The sequence below is a fragment of the Streptomyces sp. NPDC059785 genome, from assembly GCF_042732375.1.
Classification (GTDB): domain Bacteria; phylum Actinomycetota; class Actinomycetes; order Streptomycetales; family Streptomycetaceae; genus Streptomyces.
On sequence record NZ_JBHWHV010000007.1, the window covers coordinates 81,099 to 105,143 of the forward strand.

19 protein-coding genes are annotated in these 24,045 nt (G+C 71.2%); 7 read left to right on the forward strand and 12 right to left on the reverse strand.

Annotation, left to right across the window (positions count from 1 at the left end):
- Positions 1-44: 44 nt before the first annotated feature.
- From ACFV6E_RS07540 to ACFV6E_RS07560, 5 genes are all read right to left on the reverse strand, one after another.
- Entirely contained in the window at positions 45-1,094 is a 1,050-nt protein-coding gene (locus tag ACFV6E_RS07540) for a sugar ABC transporter substrate-binding protein (protein WP_385459863.1), read from the reverse strand.
- 477 nt (positions 1,095-1,571) lie between these two features.
- On the reverse strand, positions 1,572-2,768 hold the full coding sequence (locus ACFV6E_RS07545; RefSeq protein WP_385459865.1) for a permease: 1,197 nt from the start codon (positions 2,766-2,768) through the stop codon (positions 1,572-1,574).
- A 557-nt stretch (positions 2,769-3,325) separates the two neighbouring features.
- Positions 3,326-3,856 (reverse strand): MarR family winged helix-turn-helix transcriptional regulator, encoded by a 531-nt coding sequence (locus ACFV6E_RS07550; RefSeq protein WP_385459867.1) that lies wholly within the window; start codon positions 3,854-3,856, stop codon positions 3,326-3,328.
- A 219-nt stretch (positions 3,857-4,075) separates the two neighbouring features.
- Positions 4,076-4,339, reverse strand: a complete 264-nt coding sequence (locus ACFV6E_RS07555; RefSeq protein WP_385459869.1) for a hypothetical protein — start codon at positions 4,337-4,339, stop codon at positions 4,076-4,078.
- Positions 4,340-4,595: 256 nt separating this feature from the next.
- On the reverse strand, positions 4,596-5,507 hold the full coding sequence (locus ACFV6E_RS07560; protein WP_385459871.1) for a hypothetical protein: 912 nt from the start codon (positions 5,505-5,507) through the stop codon (positions 4,596-4,598).
- Positions 5,508-6,215: 708 nt separating this feature from the next.
- Between ACFV6E_RS07560 and ACFV6E_RS07565 the strand changes: the two genes are divergently transcribed.
- From ACFV6E_RS07565 to ACFV6E_RS07580, 4 genes are read left to right on the forward strand one after another with little or no spacing between them, the layout of a single operon-like run.
- The gene (locus tag ACFV6E_RS07565) at positions 6,216-12,500 is read left to right on the forward strand and encodes a hypothetical protein (RefSeq protein ID WP_385459873.1); all 6,285 of its coding nucleotides are present in this window, start codon (positions 6,216-6,218) and stop codon (positions 12,498-12,500) included.
- Entirely contained in the window at positions 12,497-13,576 is a 1,080-nt protein-coding gene (locus ACFV6E_RS07570) for a hypothetical protein (protein ID WP_385459875.1), read from the forward strand. The genes ACFV6E_RS07565 and ACFV6E_RS07570 overlap by 4 nt, the downstream gene beginning before the upstream one ends.
- Complete coding sequence (locus tag ACFV6E_RS07575; protein ID WP_385459876.1) at positions 13,576-14,172, forward strand: HD domain-containing protein; 597 nt, start codon at positions 13,576-13,578, stop codon at positions 14,170-14,172. The genes ACFV6E_RS07570 and ACFV6E_RS07575 overlap by 1 nt, the downstream gene beginning before the upstream one ends.
- 57 nt (positions 14,173-14,229) lie before the next feature.
- On the forward strand, positions 14,230-15,171 hold the full coding sequence (locus tag ACFV6E_RS07580) for a hypothetical protein (RefSeq protein WP_385459878.1): 942 nt from the start codon (positions 14,230-14,232) through the stop codon (positions 15,169-15,171).
- Between the two features lie 194 nt (positions 15,172-15,365).
- Here ACFV6E_RS07580 and ACFV6E_RS07585 read toward each other — a convergent pair whose 3' ends face one another.
- Positions 15,366-16,058, reverse strand: coding sequence for an SDR family oxidoreductase (locus ACFV6E_RS07585; protein WP_385459879.1), 693 nt, complete (start codon positions 16,056-16,058; stop codon positions 15,366-15,368).
- 176 nt (positions 16,059-16,234) lie between these two features.
- Here ACFV6E_RS07585 and ACFV6E_RS07590 point away from each other — a divergent pair, with 176 nt between their 5' ends.
- Positions 16,235-17,146 carry a helix-turn-helix transcriptional regulator gene (locus ACFV6E_RS07590; protein ID WP_385459881.1) on the forward strand — a complete coding sequence of 304 codons (912 nt, stop codon included), beginning with the start codon at positions 16,235-16,237 and terminating at the stop codon, positions 17,144-17,146.
- On the opposite strand, the gene ACFV6E_RS07595 is transcribed toward ACFV6E_RS07590, so the two are convergent.
- Positions 17,097-18,020, reverse strand: coding sequence for an SDR family NAD(P)-dependent oxidoreductase (locus tag ACFV6E_RS07595; protein ID WP_385459883.1), 924 nt, complete (start codon positions 18,018-18,020; stop codon positions 17,097-17,099). The genes ACFV6E_RS07590 and ACFV6E_RS07595 overlap by 50 nt on opposite strands.
- Positions 18,021-18,125: 105 nt before the next feature.
- On the opposite strand from ACFV6E_RS07595, the gene ACFV6E_RS07600 reads away from it, so the two are divergent.
- Positions 18,126-18,791, forward strand: coding sequence for a TetR family transcriptional regulator (locus ACFV6E_RS07600; RefSeq protein ID WP_385173413.1), 666 nt, complete (start codon positions 18,126-18,128; stop codon positions 18,789-18,791).
- Positions 18,792-18,858: 67 nt separating this feature from the next.
- On the opposite strand, the gene ACFV6E_RS07605 is transcribed toward ACFV6E_RS07600, so the two are convergent.
- From ACFV6E_RS07605 to ACFV6E_RS07625, 5 genes are all read right to left on the reverse strand, one after another.
- Positions 18,859-19,806, reverse strand: a complete 948-nt coding sequence (locus ACFV6E_RS07605) for a fumarylacetoacetate hydrolase family protein (RefSeq protein ID WP_385173410.1) — start codon at positions 19,804-19,806, stop codon at positions 18,859-18,861.
- Complete coding sequence (locus ACFV6E_RS07610) at positions 19,803-20,966, reverse strand: VOC family protein (RefSeq protein ID WP_385173407.1); 1,164 nt, start codon at positions 20,964-20,966, stop codon at positions 19,803-19,805. The genes ACFV6E_RS07605 and ACFV6E_RS07610 overlap by 4 nt, the downstream gene beginning before the upstream one ends.
- Before the next feature lie 52 nt (positions 20,967-21,018).
- Entirely contained in the window at positions 21,019-21,540 is a 522-nt protein-coding gene (locus tag ACFV6E_RS07615) for a hypothetical protein (RefSeq protein WP_385173404.1), read from the reverse strand.
- Positions 21,541-21,597: 57 nt separating this feature from the next.
- Positions 21,598-22,269, reverse strand: coding sequence for a TMEM175 family protein (locus ACFV6E_RS07620; RefSeq protein WP_385173402.1), 672 nt, complete (start codon positions 22,267-22,269; stop codon positions 21,598-21,600).
- Positions 22,270-22,361: 92 nt separating this feature from the next.
- Positions 22,362-23,321 carry a zinc-binding alcohol dehydrogenase family protein gene (locus tag ACFV6E_RS07625; RefSeq protein ID WP_385173399.1) on the reverse strand — a complete coding sequence of 320 codons (960 nt, stop codon included), beginning with the start codon at positions 23,319-23,321 and terminating at the stop codon, positions 22,362-22,364.
- 74 nt (positions 23,322-23,395) lie between these two features.
- Here ACFV6E_RS07625 and ACFV6E_RS07630 point away from each other — a divergent pair, with 74 nt between their 5' ends.
- A complete protein-coding gene (locus ACFV6E_RS07630; protein ID WP_385459884.1) occupies positions 23,396-24,031 on the forward strand; it encodes a TetR/AcrR family transcriptional regulator C-terminal domain-containing protein in 636 nt (211 codons plus the stop codon).
- The last annotated feature ends 14 nt before the right edge of the window (positions 24,032-24,045 follow it).

Consider the following 24,045-nt stretch of genomic DNA (forward strand, 5'->3'; position numbering starts at 1 on the left):
GTGGCGTCAGGTACCAGCCGGGGGCCCGGTGCCGGCCGGGCCGGTCACTGGCCGACGGCGTTGCCCCACAGAGCCTTGTCGTCCACGTTGTCCTTGGTCACCAGCGGTGCGGGCAACTGGTCCTCGAGGCCGTTCGCGATCTTGACGATGGTGGAGCCGTGGTCCGTCCTGCCCGGTTCGAAGGTCTTCTTCTCAGCCGCGGCCCTCGCGTAGTACAGCGCGTACTTGGCGTAGAGGTCGGCGGGCTGGGAGACGGTGGCGTCGATCTGCCCCTCGCGGATGGCGTCGAGCTCCTGGGGGATGCCGTCGTTGGAGATGATCGTGATGTGGTCTTCGTCCCCCGCTGGTTTCAGCAGCTTCTTCTGTTCGAGCAGGGCCAGCGTCGGCTGTAGGAAGACCCCGCCGGCCTGCATGTAGATGCCGTTCAGATCGGGGTGCTGGGCGAGCAGGCTCTGCAGTTTGGCGGAGGCGACGTCGCCCTTCCAGTCGGTGGGCAGCTCGAACACCTTGATGTCCGGGAACTTCTTCTTCATGCACGCCGCGAACGCCTCGGAGCGGTCCCGCCCGTTGATGGAGTCCAGAGCGCCCTGGAACTCGGCCACCTTGCCCTTGCCGTGCAGCCGTTCGCCGAGGAACTCGCAGGCCTTGGTGCCGTACGCCCGGTTGTCGGCGCGTACGACCATGTAGACGTCCCCCTTGTCGGGGCGGGTGTCCACGCTCACCACCGGGATCTTCTTGGCGGCGAGATCGTCGAGCGTGGATGCGATCGCCCCGGTGTCCTGCGGAGCCATGACGACGGCCTCGGCGCCGCTGTTTTCGAAGACTTGCACGTTGGCGGCCAGTTTCGTCACGTCGTTCTGCGAGTTGCTCAGCGGCAGGGCGTTGATGCCGTCGGACTTGATGCCCTTCTTGACGTACTCCGCGTAGGAGTTCCAGAAGTCGGAGTCGGAGCGGGGCAGGTCGATGCCGATGGCCGGCTTGTCACCGCCCGCGCCGGACCCCGCGCTGTCACGGTTGCACGCGGTGGCTAGGGCCGATAACACGATGACGGTGCCGGCTGCTGCGGCTCTGGAGCGGGTGCGGGCGGACTTCATGACCGGTGCTCTCTCCTTGGCCGGACGGGGCCGCGAGGCGGGACGAGGCTGGAGCGGATCACGGGACGGTCTGCGCACTAAACACATGGGGTACGACTTGAACGCCCGACGAGGGCGGGAACGGACGGGGGTTCGGCACGCACAGCGTCAACGAACGCACGAGAGGGTGTGATTCCTCCGATGTATGTGGGGGTATCCAGGACGGTACGGCGGCGTCGGCGACCGTGACAAGACCCCGTCGAAACCGAATTGACGGCTGGCCCAGCCCGACTTTCCTCACCTGCGCTCTTACCGGCTACCCTCCCGGAGAGCGAGCCGACGCCGCAAGTGCTGCGGACCGGCCGTCCAACGTCCTATGCCATGACACAGTCATCCGATGACTTCATCTGATGAATGCTGAATCGGACGTTGCCCGTTCGAGACGGCAGCCGGGCACGTGGGTCCGCACGTGGGTCCGCACGTGGGCGACCGTCTTCGTCAACGGCGACGGCCAGAGTGGTGGTGGCCGCCATTACTGCCCTCGTCGCTGCCGTTGTCGCTGCCGCCGGGTGCCCCGCCCATCATGCGCAGCATCCCCGTCCCGCCGGTGCGCACGAACCGGATCACGAGGACCGCGGCCAGGGCGAGGAAGGCGATGTTGAGCCAGGTCGTGTAGTTCCAGGTGATGCCGCCGCCGGGGAGCCGCGCGCCGGAGCGGTCCGGTACGAGACCGAGGCCGCCGAAGACGAACTCCACGATGTACCCGGCGGCGACCATGGCCACGTAGAAGGTGACGAGCAGGAAGCCCGCCATCCGCCCGCCGTAGTACTTCCGGTAGATGCTCAGGATCGGCACGATCAGCAGGTCCGCGAAGAGGAAGGCGATCACCCCGCCGAAGCTGATGCCGCCCTGCCAGAGCACCACGGCCAGCGGAACGTTGCCGACGGAGCAGACGAACGAGGCGATGGCGACGAGCGGGCCGACGACGGGTCCCCACAGCTTGGCGGCCAGCGGGTGGCCGTCGAAGAAGAGCGCCTGCCAGAAGGTGTCGGGCACCCACGCGGCGACCGCTCCGGCGATCAGCAGTCCGAGCACCAGGTCGCGCAGGATCGCGGCCCACTCCATGACGAAGACGTGCGCGACGGCGGTGAACCCCTCGCCGGACAGCAGACGCCGGACGAAGGGGCCCTCCTTCTGTACGGACATGTCCATCGCCGCGTGGCCTTCCATGGCACCGGCGAGTCCGCGCTCGGCCTGCGCCCGCGCCTGTCGCACCAGCCCGGCCCGCAGGAACAGGCGGAACAGCACCGCCAGGAACACGATCATCAGCGGTCCGCCGACGAACTCGGCGGCCGTGAACTGCCAGCCCATCAGCAGAGCCAGGATCACCCCGAGCTCGACGACGAGGTTGGTCGAGGCGATCTGGAAGGCCATCGCCGCGGTGAGGTGCGCGCCCTTGCGGAACAGCGACCGCGCCAGCGCCACGGCCGCGTAGGAGCAGGACGACGACGCGGCGCCGAGCCCGACCGCGAGCGCGAGGGTACGCGGCCGGTCGTCGCCCAGGAGCCGGACGACGGCGGACCGGCGGGCCACCGCCTGCACCACGGCCGACAGGGCGAAGCCGAGCACGAGGGCCCACGCGATCTCCCAGGCCATCGAACCGGCGCGGGACAGGGCGTGCAGTACGGCATCCACAGACGCGCCTTCCGTCGGCGTACGGGCCAGTCGGCCGGCTGGCCGCCCAGGCGCACGGCAGGTGCGGAGTGCGCCGTTCCCATTATATTTGCATGGTGCAATAATGAAGTCGGCAGGCCCGCAGGACACGCCGCCTGATCAGGAAAATTCATGCCCGCGGAGCACATCCGCCCGCCGAACAGCCCGACGGGGCCCCGGCCATCGCGGGCGATCTCGCCGAGTCCCCGCCCTCCGTCACCCTCGACCAGCACCTCGCCGGCGCGCTGCACGCCCTTCTCGCGGCACCCGGCACCGGGCTGCCGGTGCTCGACCCCGGCACGGGCCGCCCGGTGGGCCGGCTCAGCCACCAGGGCGCACTGAGGGCGCTGCACAGCCCGCTCCAGCCGGCTCGCGCGCACCGCGTCCTGCCGGACGCTTCGCCGGACTAGAATCTGCCGCGATCCGGCAACCCGAGCGGTACTCCGGCACTTCCCGTCCCAGCAGGCAGGGTTGGAACGTCACGCGCCCGGGCCGCTCGCGGCGCCCCCGCACGTTCCAGGAGACCCACACAATTGCACTCAGCCTGCCGTTGCCGTATCGCCCCAGCCCAGTGGATACAGGCCGGTGTCCACGTCCAGGGGCGGGGCGAGAGGTTCACCGCCCGCCTCGTTGAAGTCGCCGAGCGCGGCGATGAGCGCCGTCCGCTGCTCGGGGGCCAGACGCTGCACGATGGACGCGATCTCCTGGCGGCGGCGCGCGGTGACGTCCTCAACGGTGCGGCGTCCCTGGTCGGTGAGCTGCAGCAACGTCGCGCGGCGGTCGTCCGGGTCGCTGCGCCGCTCGGCCAGACCGGCCGCGATCAGCCGGTCTACCATCCGCATCGCCGTCGACGGTGCCACCTCCAACAGGTCGGCCAGCCCCACGAGTTTGGTCGCCCCACGCGTGGAAAGCACCACCAGCATCCGGAACTGCGGCAGCGTCACCCGCTCCTCGACCTCGGCCAGCGAACGTGCCGACACCGCGACCAGTACCCGCGACGCCGTCAGCACCACTCGGGTCACCGCATCCACGTCGTCCATGTAATCCGCTGGAGCCGCTTTCCTTGCCATGATCCCTTTCTACCCTGCGCAGCGCACAGCGCGCCCTTTCGCCCATCACCCCTTCACGGCCCGGCCCATGCGGCATACGTGATGTGTTCCCGTTGACGTACTCCTCGCCCTGAAAGGCGAGGATTCCGGCCTGGGTCGTCTGCCCCTTCCGGTGGCTTCCTGCTTCAACGCGCTGTGCCGGGACTTTCGCCCTGGTCTTACCTACGCTCAGCGAGGCGTTTAGCCGGTCCGCTCGTCCAGCGGCCCGGATGTTGCGTGCTGCGTTGGTGTCGCGGTCGGGATGCGGTCCAGGGCCGCGTCGACGGCGGCGAGTCCGGCCTGCGCGCTCGGCGGATACTCCTCGTCGTTGCCGGTGTCGTCCAGGACCACGGCTGTCAGCCCGGTGGCGAGTTCGCTGATGGGCGTCCCCTGCGCCTGCTCGGCGAAGTCGCGACGGAGAGAGCACCCAGATAGTCGAGGAACTCGTCCGCGATCGACTGCCATTCGTAGGTGGCCATCCGGACACTCCTCGACATGGACCGCACCTGGCCCCCGATGCGGTTCGTGAAGTCCTCGCGTGCTGCCGAGACGACGGCCCCGCCCACCTGGTGACGCTCTATTCGCACTGCCCTGCTCCTTGATCGGATCTCCGCGACAGCCTAGATGCTGCATCTGACAGGCCATCGGCTGTTGCGAGCGGGGCGCCGGCCGGGGCCGGGACCGTCGCACACCGCCTCCCCGCTGAGAGATTTGGTTCAGCTCATAGGCCGAGGCGGCGCAGTGCAATCGCGACGTGCCCGCGCAGCGAACGGTCCCACCCCGGTACGACTCCAGCGACCTCCTCGTCATCGGCCTGGACGAGCACGTTCAGTGCCGCGTCGGGCAGCACGGCCGGCCGCCGACGGGCCAGTGCGACCGCGGCGGTGACGCGCACCGCTTCGTCTCCGGACTCCAAGCAGGCGGTCAGAGACGCGAGTTCGGCGGCGCCGGGCGGCCCGGGCAGAAACCCCAGCGCGAGATTCACCGACGCCCGGGCACTACTGGCACTACTGGCACTACTGGCACTACTGGCGCCAGCGTCTCCATCGGAGCCGCACGGTATGTCGGCGAGCGCGCCCGCCAGCCCGGCGACTTTGGGGAACCAGACGGTCAGCGCCGCCGCGCGGGTCACCACGGCCGGATCGAGATCCCCCAGCCAAACGAGGAAGGAAGGCGCGCGTCGTTCGGCCGCGGCGGCCCAGCGCTTCGCCACGGCTTCGGCCACGTCCGCTACGGCCTCGATGTCCGGGTCGTCCTCCTCGAAGAGGGTCCGGATCACCGCCGCCTCGTCCGACGGACCGGCCCGGTCAACCCCGACGAACGCCCGCACGGGGTCGAAGGGCAGTTGGTCATCGCTCAGGTCACCGATCGCGACAAGGCGCAACAGGTCGAGCACTGTGGCCCGATCGGGCGTCGAGGGCGAATTGATGAGCGTGACCAGCGGGGCCACCACATGAGCGCTCGCGGGCCACCGGGTGCCCTGGTGGTAGACGTTGCCGGAGAGGGCCGACACGGCCAAACGTCGAGCCGCCGGATCGGGACTGGACAGCGCGGCCAGCTGTCCTGGAACGTCCACCGCCCGGCCATAGGCGTGATGGAGGCCGGACCAGTCGGTCGAGTCCAGGATGCCCACAGCCCGGACGCTATACATCACCCCTCCAGCCATGACGAACAATCGCCTCGGACAATCGCCTCGGACAACCGCCTCGGGTGAAAACCGGGGCCTCACCCGGACACCCGCCGACTTCGTGGGGCGTCATCGTGCCGGCAACGCCCTCGTGACGCCGCGAAGGCGAGGTCGCGACGTCACGGGTGTCATTCTGCGCCAACCATGCCTGTGCCAGCGAAGGCCCGTATGCCTCAGCCGGCGACACCGGTGGTGTCCCCGGCCGGGCAACCGCGCGGGCCGACCGCACCGGAGGGGTCGGATCTGTATGCACCGGCCGTGTACGCGTCGGGCCCGGCGACACAAGGCGGGCAGGCCTCGGCCGACCGGACGGGGGCGGGGATCGGCAACGCGGCGACGGCCGCGGCGATGGGTGGCGCGCCACCGGGACCCGGGCCCGGACCGCCCGGGTTGGCCGGACAGAGGTTGCTGGCCGGGCAGGACCTGATCGGCAATCAGGCCGTCGCGACTCGGGCGAGCACGCTGCCCACCGCACAGCAACCCACTCCGACCGAGCAACGCAGTCCCACCCAGCAACCCGCCCCGGCACAGCAGCCCGCCCCGGCACAGCAGCAGCCCCCAGCCGAACAACCCACCCCCGCGCAGCAACAGCTCCCGGCACAGCAACAGCCGCCCCAGAAACCGCAGCCGGGCGCGAACCCGGAGCCCGGGGCCATGCCTATGCCCGGCGCCGAACCCGAGTCGCAGCCCGAGTCGCAGCCCGTCCAGGAAACGCAGCAGACGCCGAAGACGCGGCCCCCGACCCCGCCTCACCCCGACCAGCAGGACCCCCAGAAGGAGCCTCAGAAGGAGACGAAGGGCACCGGCGACCGCCCCGGCACGGGCGCGCAGGAGAAGGAAGCCGCGGGTCTTCACTCACCGGGTACCCCTGGCCGGGAGGCCGGAGGCGTCGTCGGCCGTCCCGGCACCGGCGTGGACCCGGCCCGCCCGGCGCGGCTGTCGCGGCTGTCACTGCCGTCGTTCGCCCGCCGGTTCCGCGCGCCGACCGCGCCGGCGCCACCGCCGCGGGCGAACGCCGCCGACCGGGAGGCGTTCGCCAGGGCCGCTCAGGCGTTCGCGCGGCTCGTCGAGCGCGCCCGGCGCGCCCATGACGCCCAGTCGGCGCTGCTGGAGCGGCTCGGCCGGGCCGCGTCGAACCGGCACGACCGGGTGGAGGGCCGGACGCGGTCCCGGGTCGCGGAGACCGAGGGCGAGCTGGACGAGCTGCGCCTGAAGACGCTGGAAACCGTCGACGCCGCGTACCAGGAGGGGGCCGTAGGTCTCGATCGTGCCCTGCGGCGCAGCCGCGGGCAGGTCGCCGCCGCCTCCGCCGGCGCGCTCCGCCGGTTGAGAGCCAACGCGGACACGGCCGCGGACCAGATCACCGCAATCGTCAACGATCTGGCGTCGAGCTATACCGACCTGCTGGAACAGAGCGCCGTGGACGTCACCACCGCGGCCGGGCAGGCGATACCCGCGGTTGAGAACTACGGCGCGTCCGCGTCCAAGCTGTTCCCGGGCGGCGCGACGCCGCTGGCGGAGGCCGAGAACGAGGCGCGCCGCAGGGCCGTACCTGGGCTGGCCAAGGCGGCCGTGGACTCGCTGCGTTCGGCGTCCGACACGCAGGCGGCGGCCTACCGCGACCAGATCCCCGTCGTACGTACGCAGTTCAGTCAGAGCGAGCTGGCCACGGCGCTGGACAGACGCAAGAACGAGATCGGTACGAAGGGCCGGGCCGCGGTGGAGAAGGCGGCCCGCATGGCCTACGCCGCCCTCGACAAACAGGGCGCGAGCGGCCGCGAGGCACTGCGCCGGATGGCCGGGGACGCCCGTAAGTCGATCGAGCTGCGGCACGGTGCGGCCCGGTCCCGGCTGGTCGGTGAGGCCGATGGGCTGGTGCACGGCTCCCGTGCGCAGGCCGACGCGGAGCTGACCGGTCTGAAGGTGGCCGCGTCCACCGGGCTGCCCGCGTTCGAACAGCCGGTCACCGCGGTGCACGACGGGCTCGAGCGGGCGGCGGAGACGGGCGGGGACAGCCTGCGCGGGTCCGCGCAGCAGGCGGCCGAGGACACCGGGCCGAAGGTGGACCAGCTCGCCGCCGAGCAGCAGCGCATGGTGACCCGGGCCGACGCGTCGACCGGCGCGGCGGTGGACGACGCCGAGCGGGGGGCGGCCCAGGCCACCGGGCGGGCGCGCGGGGAGGCGGCGAGCGCGCTGCGCGAAGCGGGGAAGGCCGGTGAGCAGGGGATCGGCGACTTCGTGCACGGGCACGACGCGTCCTTCGCGGCCACGGCGCGCGGTGTCCGGCAGGTCGCGGACGCGTGGGCCATGCCGCTGGCGCGGGTGTTCGGCGAGGCGATCCGCGCGACCAAGGCGGCGATGACCGGACCGTTCAGCGAGTGGAAGACGACGACGGACACCACGCGGACGAACTACATCGGCGACATCTTCACGCCGTATCTGGACCCGGCCGTCAAGCTGGCCGGCCTGCTCGACGCGGCCGCCACCGAGGTGGCGGCGAAGTTGGAGACGCGGGAGTCCGGTCTGGTGCGGGCGTTCTCGGGTTGGGGCACCGACGAGGCGGGCGTGTCGACGGCGTTGCGCGGGATGACGCCCACGCAGGGCCGTGCGCTGAGCTGGATGTGGGAACGCGACCATCACGGTTCGCTCGAGGCTGCGCTGCGCGACGAGCTCAGCGGTGCGGACCTCACGTCGGCGCTCGCCTACCTGAGCGGCGACCAGGTCGCGGGCGCCGCGGCCGAACTGGATGCCTCCACCCACTGGTACAACGACGAGGAAGCGCGCATCGAGGACCTCATGCGCAACCTCACTCCCGAGGAGCTCGACCGGCTCAAGGGCAGCAAGGAGGGCGCGGAGGCGCTCGCCGACGTGCGCGACAGTCTCGGCGGCACCGACCTGAAGGTGTTCGACGCGCTCGCGGCCGGCAACCAGAACCTCGCGGACGCGTTCCGGATGAAGGACAAGGTCGACGCGGCGCGTCAGGCCGGCGACTCCGACGCGCTGCACGACGCCCTCATCCAGTACGGAAAGGCCGCGACCGAGCGCGGCCGTACCCCGGTGAGCGCGGACGAGCGCCGGACGGCGGTGCAGCGCGAACTCGCGGGCATCATCGGCGGCACCGGGCGCTCCGCGGCCGCGATCTCGCCGCAGGAGGCCGCGGCCGCGGTCGAGCGTTACGTGCTCGCGCCCGTCGAGGTGGTCGTCGCCGGGCCCGAGGGCACCTCGCGGACCGAGACGCGCCAGATCACCGGCGCGAACCGGGACCTGGCGGTCGCGCTCGTCCACGGCGGCGAGGACACCGTGGCCGCGCGCGCGGCCCGGCTCGGCGTGGAGACCGAGCGGGCCGGCGGGCCGAACATGCTCAAGCTGGACGCCGCGCTGGTCGACCCGCGGCTCAAGCCGCAGGCGCAGCCGACTCAGGAGCAGACCGCGGCGGCCCGGCAGGCGCTCCAGGAGCGCGACCAGGTGTTCCAGAAGTACGCCGCCGACTACGGCGGCGCGGACCGGTCCGGCACGCCCGCGTCCGCGCAGGCGTATCTGGAGGGCCGGCTGCGCACCGCGTACGGCGACGACAAGGACGCGGGCGACCTGGCCGTCCGTCTCGCCCACGAGGAGTACCCGACGCCGAAGACGGCCGCGCTGGCCGTCAGTTACGCCTCGAAGGGCGCGGGCACCGACGAAGAGCTGATGTTCCGCTTCGTCGAGCGGATGGACCGCGACGAGATCGCCGCGATGCGCGTCGAGTACAAGAACCTCACCGGCACCGCGCTCGACGACGACCTCGGCACCTTCGACGGCAAGGGCTGGTTCACCGAGCTGTCCGGCGACGACCGGCTGCGGATGGAGCGGGCGCTGCTCGGTCAGCCGCGCAACGACCGGGAGCGCGCCGAGGTCGCCGCGTTCAGCATCCAGCAGCAGCGCGACGAGACCGGCTGGCTCGGCTCCTGGCTGGCCGACGACAGCCTCGCGGACCAGTCGCTCACGTCGGCGTCGTCCCGGCTCACCACCTCACTGGGCGGCGCGACCGTCCGTGTCGACGACCACGGCAACCCGGTCTGGACCGATGCCTCGGGCCGGTCCATCGCGCCCGGCGGCACCCTGTTCGACGCCAAGACCGGCTCCTACACGGGCAAGGACCCGCGCGAGTTCGCCTCCGCCGTGCGCGTCAGCAAGCTGGCGGCCGAGAACTACGCCGCGCAGATCGACAGTTACGCCGACTACTTGACGACCGCGGTCATGGTGGTCGGCGCGGTCGCCGCCGCCGTCGCCACCGTCGCGACCGGCGGCGCGGCCAGTCCGCTGCTGCTGGCCGCCATCGCCGGACTGACCGGCCTCGGTTCGATGGCCGTGCACAGCGCCGTCAGCGGCGGCCGGTACGGCTGGGAGCAGGCCGCCGTCGACCTCGGCATGACCGCCGTGCAGGCCCTGACGGCGGGCGTCGGCCAGCACCTGTCCATCGTGGCGCGCGGCGGCACCCAGAGCCTGACCGCCGGGATGACCACGCTGCGCTCGGCCGAGGGTCTGGCGGGCACCATGGGCTCCATCACCGGCAGCACGCTCGGCGACCTGGCGGTGATCGGTGCCGCCACCGGCGGCCTGGGCGGCTTCGGCGGCGCCCTGCTCGACGAGGCCACCTGGAAGAAAGGCTTCGGACCCGGCTTCGCGGCGCTGCTCGAAGCCACGCTGACCGGCGCGCTCGCGGGCACGGCCTCCACCCTCACCTCGCAGGCGTTCGAGTCGCTGCCGGTCGGCCGCGCCGTCGCCGGCGGGCCGCGTGCCACGCTCGGCGACGCGCTGAGTGACTCGCTGGCCGCGCGCTCGGCGCTGCGCGGCACGTCGTCGTTCCTCGGCGGCGCGACCGGCAAGGGCGTGGAACTGGGCGTAGGTGCGGCGACGGGCAGGTTCCACGGCGACGCGGGCGACGCCCTGGGCCTGATGGCCAGGGCCGGGCTGGAGGCGGCGGTCCAGGACAGCGCGGCGGGGCCGCTGGAGAGACCGGGCCGGCGCACCGGGCGAGGCCGGGAGGACGGCCGGTCGACGGGCCATGACCAGTCGGAGACGGCGCGGGTCAGACTCGAGGAACTGCGCCGGGACTGGCCCGAGTTGGACCGTGCGCTGACCGCCAACCCCGTCGCCCGCGAAAGTCTGCTGTCCCATCCCGACTCCGTCACGATGCTGGACGCCGCGCTCCGGGACGTGCGGAACCGGCTCGAGAGCGCCGGTATCGCCGACGCGGTCCGTCGCGGCGAGATCACCCCCGAGATCCGGGCGAAGGTCGACTCGATCGTCGAAGACCTGCGTGCCGAGAGCCCCAACCAGGTTCTGACCAGGGCCGATCAGCTGGCTATCGGCAGGGAGATCGCGGCGGGCACGACCAAGGAGGGCTACCGGCAGCGCGGTTTCGATCTCGGCCGGCGCGAGGACTCCGCCTACCAGGAGGCGAGCGTCGACCGGCTGCGGGCGGAGGCGCCGGCGGCCCAGGAGGAGCTCAACCGGGTCGTCTCCGACATCGCGGCCGAGACCGGCGGCGAGGCGTCCTGGCGCAGACAGATCAAGGACCGTGGCCGCAGCCTGCGCAAGGTCCAGGAGTACGTGGCGAAGTCGGAGCGCGGCGACGCCTCGATGCTGGTCGACGTCGTCGGCGCGAGGATCCGTTTCGACAGCGTCGACTCGCTCTACCGGGCCCTGAGCGCGCTGAAGGACGACCGGCGGCTCGAGATCGTACGCATCAAGGACCGGGTCGCGCAGGCTACGGACAGCGGCAACCGCAGCATCCTGATGAACGTACGGATGCCGAACGGGCACGTGGCCGAGCTCAAGTTCAGCCTGAAGTCCTACGAGGCACCCTCGGCCGCCGAACACCCGCTGTACGAGGTCCGTCGCGACCTGGAGTCCACGGCGCTGGCCGAGCGCCGGGCGCCGACGCCGGTCGAGTCCCTGATCTCGGCCGCGGCCGAGGCACACGCCCGCCGGGAGTACAGCGCCGCGTGGAACCGGGAGATGGCGGGCAGCCGGCTGCACGAGGTCCTCACCGCGCACCCCGATGTCGCCGGGATCGCGCGGCGTCTGGTGGCCGATTCGGTCCTGCACCCGACCAACCTCGCGAAAGCGCTCGCCGATCCGGGGACCCGCGACGCCACCATCGCCCTCCTCGGCGAACTCGCCGACCGGCGCGTACTGGACGGCCGGACGCTCGCCGAGTACCGCGCGGGGAGCCCCGGCAGGGGGCCGCTGTTCGAGCCGGTGGATCCGTCGGTCAACAGGGACCCGGAGGGCCGGGACCGCAAGTCCGTGCTCGTCGAGGAGGCCAAACGGATCGATCCGGCCCGCGGCGTCGGCAGCACACCGACCGCGGAGGAGTCCGCGCAGCTTGCCGACTACGCGCGGCGGTTGCGGGAGGACGTGCAGTCCGCGGTCGAGACCGAGGTGCGCGCGTTCGTGGCGCAGGTGGCGCCCGACTCGTCCGTCAGTGTCCGGACCAAGACCGCGGAGGGCATCCTGGACAAGGTCAAGCGCATGTCGACCGGCTCCCCCTCGCGCCCCGGCCGGCCCGGCTACCGGGCGGGCGACGTCATCGACGCGGTGGGCGCGCGCATCACCGCCGCCAACATGCACGATCTGGCACAGGTACTGGAAGCGGCGAAGAGGCATTTCGGTGTGGGAGCCGGTGGCCGCATCCTGGAGATCGAGAACATGTACGCGGAGCCGAAGGAGAAGAATCCGGCGTACCGCGTCATCCCGCTCGTCGTGCGGGTGGACGTGGCCGGGGTTCCCTATACTTTCGAGTTGCAATTGACGACGATGCGGGCTTCCGTCGCTGCCGACCTGGAGCACAACACGCTCTTCAAGCCGTATGTGGAGATGTCGCCGGCCGACGCGGAGATGGTCAAGGGCATGCTCGCCGAAGCGGCCGCGCTCGATCAGGAGGAGACCCGATGAACGCGCTGGACCTGGGGTCGATCCCGTACCACGAGCACCTGACCTTCGTATGGATCGCCTTCGGGTCGTACGGGGAGCCGAGGGCCGCCTTCGTCATCGACGGCCGTGACTACGCGGATGCCGGACAGGCTCGTGCCGCCGTCCGTGAGGCGCTAGAGCGGACCGATCTGCGGGCACAGGTCGCCGATTTCCGGCCGGTCAATATCCCGGAGAACGAGAAAGAGCTGTCCTCCTGGCCGAGTTGGGCCGAATTCCGGTGTTTTCTCGACGTCTACGGCCCGGTGTATCCCTGGCGCAGGCGGTCGGCCTCACCGGCGAAAGCGGTTCCACGGCCCGCACCAGTCACCGTCAACGCCCCGAAGGCCCCGCTGTACTCGGAGCGGTGGCGCTACTTCGACTGCTGGGGTCAGCTCGTCGTGACCTTCCCGGCGGGTCGGGGCCCCGAGGATCCCGTACTCGGCCGGCCGGCCGAGGGGTACGGGCTCAATGGCTACACCGGCGAGTTCGAGGCCGACACGCCCCCCGCCCTGCAATGCGCCCACGGTTTCGAGGACGACGAGACCTGGCCGCTGCACGACGAGGACGACTTCGTCGCGGCGGTGGAGGAACGGCGCGAGGAACTGCTGCGGACCTCGTTCTACCAGCGTCACGACAAAGCGGAGATCTTCGCGGCCTACGAGCAGGCAGGCCCCGGGCAGTCCCGCCGCGCCACCTTCGAGATGTGGGAGCAGGTCCACCGGAAGCGGGCGTACTACCTCGTCGGCACCGAGCCGGTGCGCGTGGATCTGGCCGACGACGGCACCCCGGCGACGGCCTGGCGACTGGACACGACGACCGGCCGGCTCGTTCCGACCGGCCGGACCGACGCGGGAACCGTCACGGGCAGGCGGGTCACCGAACACGTCTGGCTCCTCGCGGTGGAGGACGCACGGCGCACACTCGATGTGGACGGCGCCATCGCCGAGGCCTACACGAAGGCCGCCGCGGAGCCCGACGAGGTGTACCGGCGTCGCATCCTGACCCGCAGTTTCGACCTGTGGGCGGAGAAGTTCGCCGGTGACGAGGCCGGCCGGTGATGCGGACCTTCTCGGCGGAGGAGGGCTGGCCGGCCCTGCGCGCGAGCTGGGCGGACCGTCTCCCGGAGGCGGATCTGGCGGCGCTGGACAAGGCGACGGCCTTCGCGAGCCGCCACCACGGGGATCAGACGCGACCGGCGGGCGAGCCCTATCTGGAGCATCTGCTCGAAGCGGCGCGCGTGCTCGTCGAGGCCGTCGGGATCACCGATGCCGACGTCCTGAGGGCAGCCGTGCTGCACGACGTGGTCGAGGACACCGCCTGCACACTCGACGAGGTCCGGGAGCACTTCGGTGACCGCGTGGCGGCCCTGGTCGACTGGGTGACCAAGCCACCATGCCCCGAAGGCCGCAGCCGCGAGGAGGCGCGAGCCGCCTATCTGGACAGCCTGAACAGCGCCCCGGACGACGCGATCCTGGTGAAGCTCGCCGACCGGCTGAGCAACGTCCAGCGGCTCGACACGCATCCACGGCCCGAGAAACGACGCGCCTACTACGACGAGACCGTCCGCTCCGTCCTTCCGCTCGCCGAACGCCACCCGTGGTTCCGCGCCTGGTACGACGCCTGGCGCGGCGAGTTCCGTCGGCTCACCCAGTGAACTCCCCACAGGGCGTTGCCTTGCGGCCGGTGACGCAGGACGCGGCGGAGGACTTCGATGACCAGTGACGACATGTTCCGGAACGAGACTCTGCCCGCGTTCTTCCGGCACGGGAACGTCCCGGCGAAGGTGGTGCGCACCGCCGACGGCCGGGTCATCGCGTTCCGCTTCGACGCCCGCACCGGCGGCTGGACGGAACGGCCCGGCCTGCCGCGCGAGCTGCTTCTCGGCCCTTCCCGGCAGGAGATGGACGCCCTCGACCGCGACGGATTCCTGATGGAAGTGGAACGACAGCGTGGCCGCCTGCACGGCACCGGTCCGCTCTTCGACATCTACACGCAGATCAAGGCCGTCGAGCAGGTCGCACGGTCCGCGGACCGGTGCCTGACCGAGCAGGAGAACCGGACCGTCCGGGCGCTGCGCCGGACGTCGTACGCCGTATTCGAGACGGCGTTGCAGCGGCAGGGCGATCCGGGCGCGGACCCGTCGCTCGCCACCGCTCAGGACGCGACCGCCGAGGAGCATGACGCGGTCGGCTCACACCTGCGGGCCGGGATCTCGATGGCCGCGCTGTACGCGCAACTGGAGCCGATCCTGCGGACGGTCGCCATGGACCGCACCGGCGCCGCACTGCGGGAACTGCGGCCGCGGCAGGCCGACTACGCCGCGGTGTTCGTGCGCGAGACGGCGGAGCCCGCCCGGCAGCGGTACGAGCGGATGTGGGACGCCGGGATCGGCTTCCGGCACCCGGTGGGCCGCACGCGGATCCGCATCCACTTCGCACCGGCCGGCGCGCTCGCGGACGACAACGCGATGTCCCGGCCTTTCCCCGGCGGATACCGGTCGGTGGCGCACCTGCTGCTGCCGGCACGGGTGTGGAGCGCGTGGCAGTACCACTCCTCCGGCAACTCCTCAGGCATCTCGTACGACGGACTGGTCTGGTGCGACGATCACTGGTCGTTCTTCCCGAAGCCGTACCGTGCGCTGACCGCCGATTAGCGGAGCCCTGCCGTGTGCTGACCGCCGATTGGCGGACCTGCCGCGGCGTGTTGGAGGTGGGGCGGCTCAGCAGCAGGAGGGCAGCTGCGGCAGCAGGAGACCGGCAGCATCGCTCATGTGCAGCCCGGCTGACCCACCCGTCAGGCAGGTCAGCCGGGCGTCGGCGAGCGGCGTGGTGTGGAAACCGGGCGTGGTCAGACGGGCTGGCCCAGGGGCCGGATGGTCAGGGTGTTGAGGTCGACGCCCGCAGGCTGGTCGAGGGCGTAGCAGATGGCCTCGGCGATGGGCTGCGGAGGCAGGGCGAAGGGGGGAACGTCGGCACCTTGCCAGAAAGGTGTGTCGATCATGCCGGGGTTGACGAGAGTGACACCGATGCCGCGGGTCGTGGCGTGCAGGCGCAGGTTCTCGGCGAGTCCGGTGGTGGCCCACTTGGTGGCCGAGTAGAGGTTGCCCGGAGAGTTCTTCAGCCCGGCGACGCTGCCGATGAGCACCAGCCGTCCGCCGGTTGCTTCAAGGTGGGGCAGGGTGGCATGGGCCAGTAGGGCGGGGCCGAGGACGTTGGTGAGGATCATGGGCGGCCACAGTGCCGGGTCGCCTGCCCCGATGGAGTCACCGGACATGAATCCGGCGTTGGCCACCGCCGCGTCGAGGGCACCGAAATGCGCCACGATACGGGTCACGGCCGACTCGGTGGCCTGCCAGTCCGCGGCGTCCGCGACCAGGCCCAGCAGCCGGTCGGGGTGGCCGGCCTCGTCGAGGAATGCCTTCAGTCTGCTCTCGTCGCGGCCGGTGACGGCCACGCGGTGGCCGCGGTCGAGGAGCAACCGCGCGGTGTGGGCGCCGATACCGCTGGTCGCGCCGGTGATCAGTACGGTCTTGCTGGTCATGGTCGTGCTCCTGAGGTGTGGACGGGGACGGCGGACGGCGGCCCGCGATGACGCAGTGCCGGTCACATCCGCCGACCTCAGAGAACCGGCGCCGTCCAAGGCGGGCAAGGCCGCGTTTATGGGGGGGTATAAACGCAACCTCTCTTGACCGGCAGGGCCATGGGTACCGTGGGCGGATGACACCTCCGTCCGAAGACCGCTCCGGTGATCCCACCGACAACCGCTCGGAGATCCGCGACTTCCTCGTCAGCCGACGCGCCAAGCTCGCCCCGGAGCGGGTCGGGCTGCCCACCGGCCGACGCCGCCGGGTTCCGGGACTGCGGCGCGAGGAGGTCGCGGCCCTCGCCGGCGTGAGCACCGAGTGGTACACGCGGCTGGAGAAGGGCCACATCGGCGGTGTCTCCGAGGACGTCCTCGAAGCGGTCGCGCGGGCACTGCTCCTCGATGAGGACGAGCGCACCTACCTGCTCGATCTGGCCAGAGCGGCTCGCCCCGCCCGCCGCGGGTCGCACCGCCGCAAGGATGTCAGGATCCCGCCTTCCGTCCAGTGGATGGTGGACTCCATGACCATGGCCCCCGCCTTCGTGCGCACCGGACGTCTGGACATCGTCGCGAGCAACGCGCTGTGCAGGGCCCTGTACTCACCGATGTTCGACAGCGACACCACCGGCGACCGGGGCTGCGCCAATTTCTCCCGTTACTTCTTCCTCGACCCCGGCTCCCGCGACTTCTTCGTCGACTGGGAGGACGGCGCGAGGGCCACCGTCGCGGTGCTCCGCGCCGAAGCCGGACGCGAACCCCACGACCGGGCCCTGCGTGAGCTCGTCGGCGAACTGTCCACGCTCAGCCACGACTTCCGCACCATGTGGGCCAGTCACGACGTCCGGATCCGTCACGAAGGCAGCAAGCGGCTGAACCACCCCGAGGTCGGCCGTCTGGAGATGACCTTCCGCCACCTGAACCTGCCCCTGCCGCAGCGGGCCGTGCACGACCTGATCATCTACGCGGCCGAGCCGGGCACCCCCTCGGAGGACCACCTCAGACTCCTCGCCAGTTGGACAGCGCCGCGGGGAATGTCACCCCGGTGAGCTCCTCCGAGACGGTCCACAGGCGCTGCTGGACGGCCTGGTCGTGGGAGTCTGGGCTGGAGGTGACCAGCTTCGGGTAGCCGCGGACCTCCCACCGGTTGCCGGGGCCGTAGTACTGGCCGCCGGTGACGGCCGGATCGGTGGCGGCGCGCAACGTGGGCAGGGCGCCCATTTCGGCCTTCTGTGTGAGCAGCGGCGCGAGCCAGGTGACGGGCAGGCGAAGCGCGGCGGGCGTGTTGCGGGCGAGTTCGGTGTTGGACACGCCGGGATGGGCGGCCACCGCGACCGTGGTGCCGTGCGGCGCGAGCCGGCGCTGGAGTTCGTACGTGAACATCAGGTTGGCGAGCTTGGCCTGGCCGTAGGCGGCGACGCGGCTGTACGAGCGCTCCCCTTGCAGGTCGTCGAAGTGGATGGCCGCCCGGACGCGGTGGCCGGTGCTGCTGACCGTCACGACGCGGGAGCCGGGGACGGGCAGCAGCCGGTCGAGGAGCAGGCCGGTCAGGGCGAAGTGGCCGAGGTGGTTGGTGCCGAGCTGGAGCTCGAAGCCGTCGGCGGTGGTGCGCCGCGGGGTGTACATGACGCCCGCGTTGTTGATCAGAAGGTCGATGCGCGGGTGGGCCGCGCGCAGGTCGGCCGCCGCGGCCCGGATCGAGTCCAGACAGGCCAGGTCGAGGGCCTGGACGGTGACGTCGCCGGTGATGCGGGCTGCCGCCTGCCTGCCCTTGACGACGTCACGGACCGCCAGGACGACCACCGCCCCGCGTGCCGCGAGCATCCGGGCGGTCTCGAAGCCCAGCCCGGTGTTGGCGCCGGTCACGATCGCCACCCGGCCGCGCTGATCAGGTATGTGCTGCTCGGTCCAGTCGCCACTCATGGCACGCCCCATCCCCTTAAGAACCGTCGGTCTGTTACGCGACCAACGTAAGAGACCGCAGGTCTGCTGTCAAGGAACCGGCGGTCTTTAAGCTAGACTGGGAACGTGACATTCCAACGGGCACGAAGCGAGGAGCAGCGGGAGATCCGCCGCAGGGCGATCCTGGACACGGCGGCGGCGATGCTCGACGAAATGCCCGTGGCCGAGGTGAGTCTCAACGAGCTCAGCCGGCGGGTGGGCCTGGCCAAGTCGAACGTCCTGCGGTACTTCGAGTCGCGCGAAGCGGTGCTGCTCGAACTGCTGGACGCGTTCCTGGAGAGCTGGCTCGCCGAGCTGACGGACGAGCTGGCCGCGGGCATCGAGACACATGCGGCGCCCGAAGTACGGGCCGGCCAACTGGCCGAGATCCTGAGCCGGTCACTGGCGGACCGGAGGGTGCTGTGCGACCTCTTCGGCGCGCAGGGCGGCGTCCTCGAGCACAACGTCTCGGTCGAGGTGGTCAAGCAGCACAAGCGCTCCTCCCTCGCGCGGCTCGCGGCCATGACCGAACTCGTACGCCGCCACGTGCCCGAACTCGGCGACGACACGCAGCTCTTCTGCCTGATGAGCCTGGTCTCGGCGGGCGCCCTGTCGGCGTACGTGCCGCCACCGCCCAGCGTCCTTGCCGCCTACGCGGACGAGCCTGCTCTCGGCGTGCTCCACCTGGATCTGCGTGACGCTCTGCGGATCTCCTTCACCTCGGCACTCCTGGGCGTGCTGCCACGCGCCTGACCCTCACCGCCTGCCGCAGGGAACACCGCCCCGCGTCGGATCCCGCACGGCACCTGCCGGTCGGCCGTCAGCGATGCTCCACAGGTGTGCGTTGGAGTCCGAGGTCGAGGGCGCCGTCGTCGGTGGCGATGCCGACGGTGACGATGTCGCCGTGCTGGAGATAGGCCGGGTTGGTCACCTGCCTCTTCGTCAGGGCCCGCCACCTGCGATCGGCGGGCAGCAGCGAGCCGAGCGCCCGCACGACCGGGCGCGGGGAACGCAGTGCGGTGCCGCCCGGGGTGCCGGTGAGGACGAGGTCGCCGGGTTCGAGCTGCTGGAAGCGTGCCAGGCGGGTCAGGGCCTGGGCCGGCGGCACGATCATGTCGCTCAGGGTGCGGTCCTGGCGCAGGACGTAGTTGACCCACAGCCGTACCCGTAGCCGTGCGATGTGGGGCACGTCGTGGGGTTCGAGCAGGACCAGGCGGGGGCCGACCGGGGTGAACGTGGGGTAGGACTTGGCCTCGTAGAACTGGCCCTGGGGCAGTTGGACGTCGCGGGCGCTGACGTCGTCGGTCACGACGAGGCCGGCCACGTATTGCTCGATGTTCTCCTCGGTGACGTTCGTTCCCGGGGGCAGCGCCGCGCCGAGAACGAGGCCCAGTTCGGCTTCGTAGTCGAGCAGGCGGACGTGCTCGGGGCGAATGACGGTGTCGTTGGGGCCGCAGACGGAGCCCGAGGACTTGCGGAAGAACGTAGGCACGACCTTGCCGGGGTCCATCCCCGAGTCACGGGCGTGCGAACGGTAGTTGACCATCTGGGCCACCACCCGGCAGGGCGTGGTGACCGGGGAGACGAGGTCGAGGTGGCGGACGTCGACGCTGTTGCCGCCGGTCACGGCCGTGGCGTGCGCCTTCTCGACGGCCGTCCGGTCGCCGAGGAGGTTCGCGGTGGTGGTCGCGCCGGTGTCGATGCGTACGGCCCGTCCGTCGCGCTCGGTGTACCAGGCGTCGGCAGTGCGCAGGACGGAGATGCTCATGAGTTCATCGCTTTCATCAGGTGCAGCAGGCGGGGCACGGTCAGTTCCGTGTTCTTGAGGCGCAGGCTCGCGACCGCCTCGCGCAGCCGGGTCACGGTGCCCTCGCTGGAGAGGAACTCGCGGGTGACGGCGGGTCCCCACTGAGCGAGGCCGGAGGAGGACATCGCCGCCCAGCCGGGCTCGACGGTGGCGTCGAACATGTCGCCGTCGGCGTAGTGCTCGACCATGAGCCCGTCGGGGTCGCGCCAGTAGTCGAAGAGCTGGCTGCCCTGGATGTGCCGGCCGATGCCCCAGGCACGGCGGTATCCCTGCTCGGTGAGGTACTGGGCGCCGGCGCCCATGGCATCCAGGTCGACGACCTGGTAGGCGGAGTGCATGTACTCCACCGCGGGCCCGAGGTGGAGGGCGAGCGTGTGGTGGTCGGTGGGTTCGCCGCCGCGATCGCAGCGCATGAACGCCATGGTGGGTCCGAAGTCGCGTTCGTCGGGCAGGAAGAGGAAGTCGCTGACGATCAGACCGAGGGTGTCGAGGTACCAGTCCAGCGCGGCCTGGAAGTGCGGGGTCCCCATGACGACGTGGCCCAGGCGCTGTACCCGTGACGGCTCCCGGGCGGGCCGCTGGGGGACGTTGACGCGGGCGTAGTCGCCGGTGGAGTGGGCGCCGGTGTTGAGCGGCAGCGCCACCTGCCCGGGCAGCGCGGGGTACTCCCGCGGGTCCGAGGCGATGCCGACCGGCACCCCTGAGGGATCGCGGAGCCGGACGATCCGGCCGGGCCGGCCGCTGCCGAGGGGCAGGGGTTCGGCACCGGTGTGCCGGGCCAGCCGGTCCAGGTCGGCGTCGGTGCCGGCGCGGAAGACGGGGCCCACGAACCGGGAGGAGGGCCCGCGTCGGATGACGAGGGCGTCGGTGCCGGGCAGGGTTCCGCGCAGCCGGAGTTCGTCGGGGGTGTGCGCGGCGATGACGAAGCCGAAGTCCTGGGCGAACCGGGCCGCCCGGTCGAGATCGGGCTTCTCGAACTGGAGCCAGGCCAGGTCACGGACCTTGATGACAGGGTTGCGGGAACGGCCGGGGTGCTCACCGCGGCGCCGGCCGTGTTCGCTGTGCAGGTTGCTGTGTGCCGTCTCCGGCACCTCGCCGGGAGGGGTGGTCTCGGTGGTCACTCGAACCGCCTTTCACAGGGCTGGGAAGGGGGACGTGCATCGGACTCGGCGTCTACCTGGTGCTGAGACCCGGCTGCCGGCTGTCGGCGGGGAGCTGCGGCGGACGGCCGCGCAGCACCAGCAGCCCGGAGGCGATGATGTCGCCGAGCGCGAGGGTGACGGTCAGTGATCCGCCCGCGGCGGACATACCCGCGTCGGGGGCGATCGTGGGGTAGATCAGTGCCGCGGCGCACAGCACGGCCACGATGTCGGCCTTCAGGGTGATGCCGCGCGCCCTGATACGTATGCCGCCGGGGTACTCCCTGGCCTCGGGCACCGTGTCGTACTCGACCGTGCGCGCCCGGACTACACCGGCCGTGGCCGTCACGACGAGAGCGAGCACGACGAACAGGACCAGGTGTGTCCCGAAGACCTTCGAGGCGCCGTCGAGGAGCGCGAGCACTCCGATCAGCAGTGCCACGCCGGGGACCACCAGCCGGCGTACCAGCGTGAGCCCGATGCCTTCGCGCCATGCGCGGGACACCAGGACCCGCATCACTATGACCAGCACGATCGTGCCTGGACCACCGAACATCGCAGTTGTCTCCTCAGGTTGTCTTGGATTGCAGGGGGCTGGGTCTTGCGTGGTGTCTCAGGCGTCGCCGCCGGGCTTGCGGCGGGTCAGGCGGTGGACGAGGGCCAGCACGGGGCCGTCGACGAGCAGCAGTGCCAGGGGCCAGAACCCCAGTCCGGGGGCGGCCACGACGAGCAGGAAGGCCACCGCGAGACAGGCGGCGTTGCCCATCACCTGCTCGACGGTCTCCCTGCCGGGTGCCGTCTGCGGGGTGCCGGTCCGGCGCAGAAGGAGGGCCATGGCCGCGAGCGCGACGCTGGAGGCGAACAGGACGGCGACATAGAGCGCGAGGACGAAGGGCTCGTCACCGTAGGAACTGATCATCTCGACCGGGAAGGGCAGGACCACGATGCACACCAGCCACAGCACATTGATCTGTGCGATGCGCCCGCTCACCCTCTCCGTACGCGCGAACACCTCGTGGTGAACGGTCCAGATGCGCCAGATGACGACGAAGCTCAGCAGGAAGCTGCTGATCGACGCCATGTGGTGGGTGACGACCTCGGCGGCGCTGTCGCCGTCCTCCAGCGCGTCGGGCACGAGGTCGATGAGCGGGATCGCCAGCAGGGTGATCGCGATCGCCACGACGGCGTCACTGAAGGCCGACAGCCGGTCGGCCGACAGGGTCGGGTTCGGGGCCTTGGGGGCGGTGTCGTCGCTGCGGTGTGTGTGATGAGGGTTGGCGTGCACGGTGATGTGTGTCCCTGGAGCGAGGAAGCGAGTGAGTGAGGAGGCGGAACGGGGAGGACGGTCATGGACGGTGGCGGGGGCCCGGTAGTCCCTCAGTCCGGGACGATGACCGCCCGGGTGGGCCCCGTGTGCGCCCACGCCTCACCGGCGCGGCTGATGGGGTAGGCGGTGTACGGGGCGGTGAGGGTGCCCTCGGCGATCGCTTCGATCACCCGGGGGATCTCGGTGAGCAGGCGCTGAACCGGGACCGAGCCGACGCCGCTTCCGGTGATCCGCATCCGGCGGCTGCGCAGCAGGACGGCGGGCACGGACGCGTCGGCGCCGCCGAGGGTGCCGATCTGGACGTAGCCGATGTCCGCGGTGTCCTCGCCGAGGCCGTGCCGGGCCAGCGCGGCGAAGGCCGCTTCGGCGGTCGGCCCCCACACGTAGTCCAGGACGAGCGCGGGGGCCTCTCCCGCGAGCGCGACCGTCAGCGCGTCCCGTGTCACGTCCCGGTCGGCCCGGGCGATCGCGACGGTTTCCGCGCCGTGGGCGCTCAGCCGTTCCAGCGCCTCGCCCTCGACACCGGCGGCGAGCACCCGGGTGGCGCCCAGGGCAAGTGCCGCCTGCACGGCCATGGTTCCGGCCATTCCGGTGGCCCCGAGCACCAGCACCGTGCCGAGGCCGCCCGTCTCTTCGTGCCGGGCGGCCAGCGGCAGCCAGCCCGACAGGCCGGGGTTGACACCGGCGGCGACGGCGAGCGGGTCGGCGCCTGCGGGCAGTTCGAGCCCGAACGGGGTGGTGATCCGCTCGGCCATCGTGCCCCACGGCGCGGCGGCCATGGCGGTGTAGACGAGGCGGCCGTCGGAGGTCCGGGCCACGGCGTCGATGCCGGGCACCAGCGGGTACTGCTGCCCGCTGCCGTAGTGCCGGCCCGCGGCGAGAGCCCGTACGAGCTGGTGGACTCCGGCGCCGACCAGGCTCACCGGATCGCGCTCCAGCATCGGTTCAGGTTCGGGGAACTCCGAGTCCACCGGTGCGGTCCCGGGTTCGGTGACGACGACAGCGCGCACGACACGCTCCTTTTTTAACTAAGTTAAAAACCGGTCGTCGAGACACTGGACCAAGGTGAGGTAGGTTGTCAAGCATGGCGAAAGGGCTGAGCCGCGAGAGCATCGTGGCCGCGGCTCTGGAGGTGCTCGACGCCAAGGGCATCGACGGAGTGACCGTACGCGCGGTGGCGGCTCAACTCGGGGTCAAGGCACCCGCGCTGTACTACTACGTGCACAACAAGCAGGACCTGCTGGACGAGATGGGCACCGAGATCCAGCGCCGTGTCGTCGACAGACTCAGGGGACATGTGGCCACCGGGGACTGGCTCGACGACCTCATCGCCTACGCGGGTGCGCTGCGCGCCACATACCTGGAGCACCGCGACGGCGCCCGCACCTTCAGCGGCACACTCATCACCGACCCGGACGTCCTGAAGGCGCAGGAACCCTGGCTGCGGCGCTGGGTCGCCGCCGGCGTCCCGCCCACCGCCGTCTTCGACGCCACCGAGATGGTCACCGCCTTCGTCGTCGGCTTCGTCATCGAGGAGCAGGAGCGGCTACAGTCCTCCGCCGATCCTTCGCGCTACTCGCCCGACGAGCGCGACCGGCGACTCGGCCCCGAGGTCCCCCTCGTCGCCGCATCGGGCCACGCCCGCCATGACCACCAGGCCCGCTTCGAGCGCCAGCTCAGGACCGTGATCGCCGGAATCGACCGACAGCTCGCCTCTTGAGCGGCGGTCCGGAG

Coding starts and splice junctions, on each gene's coding strand:
- ACFV6E_RS07540 (WP_385459863.1), bottom strand. CDS start 1,094: ATGAAGTCCGCCCGCACCCGCTCCAGAGCCGCAGCAGCCGGCACCGTC.
- ACFV6E_RS07550 (WP_385459867.1), bottom strand. CDS start 3,856: ATGGCAAGGAAAGCGGCTCCAGCGGATTACATGGACGACGTGGATGCG.
- ACFV6E_RS07555 (WP_385459869.1), bottom strand. CDS start 4,339: ATGGCAGTCGATCGCGGACGAGTTCCTCGACTATCTGGGTGCTCTCTC.
- ACFV6E_RS07565 (WP_385459873.1), top strand. CDS start 6,216: ATGCCTATGCCCGGCGCCGAACCCGAGTCGCAGCCCGAGTCGCAGCCC.
- ACFV6E_RS07570 (WP_385459875.1), top strand. CDS start 12,497: ATGAACGCGCTGGACCTGGGGTCGATCCCGTACCACGAGCACCTGACC.
- ACFV6E_RS07575 (WP_385459876.1), top strand. CDS start 13,576: ATGCGGACCTTCTCGGCGGAGGAGGGCTGGCCGGCCCTGCGCGCGAGC.
- ACFV6E_RS07580 (WP_385459878.1), top strand. CDS start 14,230: ATGACCAGTGACGACATGTTCCGGAACGAGACTCTGCCCGCGTTCTTC.
- ACFV6E_RS07585 (WP_385459879.1), bottom strand. CDS start 16,058: ATGACCAGCAAGACCGTACTGATCACCGGCGCGACCAGCGGTATCGGC.
- ACFV6E_RS07590 (WP_385459881.1), top strand. CDS start 16,235: ATGACACCTCCGTCCGAAGACCGCTCCGGTGATCCCACCGACAACCGC.
- ACFV6E_RS07595 (WP_385459883.1), bottom strand. CDS start 18,020: ATGAGTGGCGACTGGACCGAGCAGCACATACCTGATCAGCGCGGCCGG.
- ACFV6E_RS07605 (WP_385173410.1), bottom strand. CDS start 19,806: ATGAGCATCTCCGTCCTGCGCACTGCCGACGCCTGGTACACCGAGCGC.
- ACFV6E_RS07615 (WP_385173404.1), bottom strand. CDS start 21,540: ATGTTCGGTGGTCCAGGCACGATCGTGCTGGTCATAGTGATGCGGGTC.
- ACFV6E_RS07630 (WP_385459884.1), top strand. CDS start 23,396: ATGGCGAAAGGGCTGAGCCGCGAGAGCATCGTGGCCGCGGCTCTGGAG.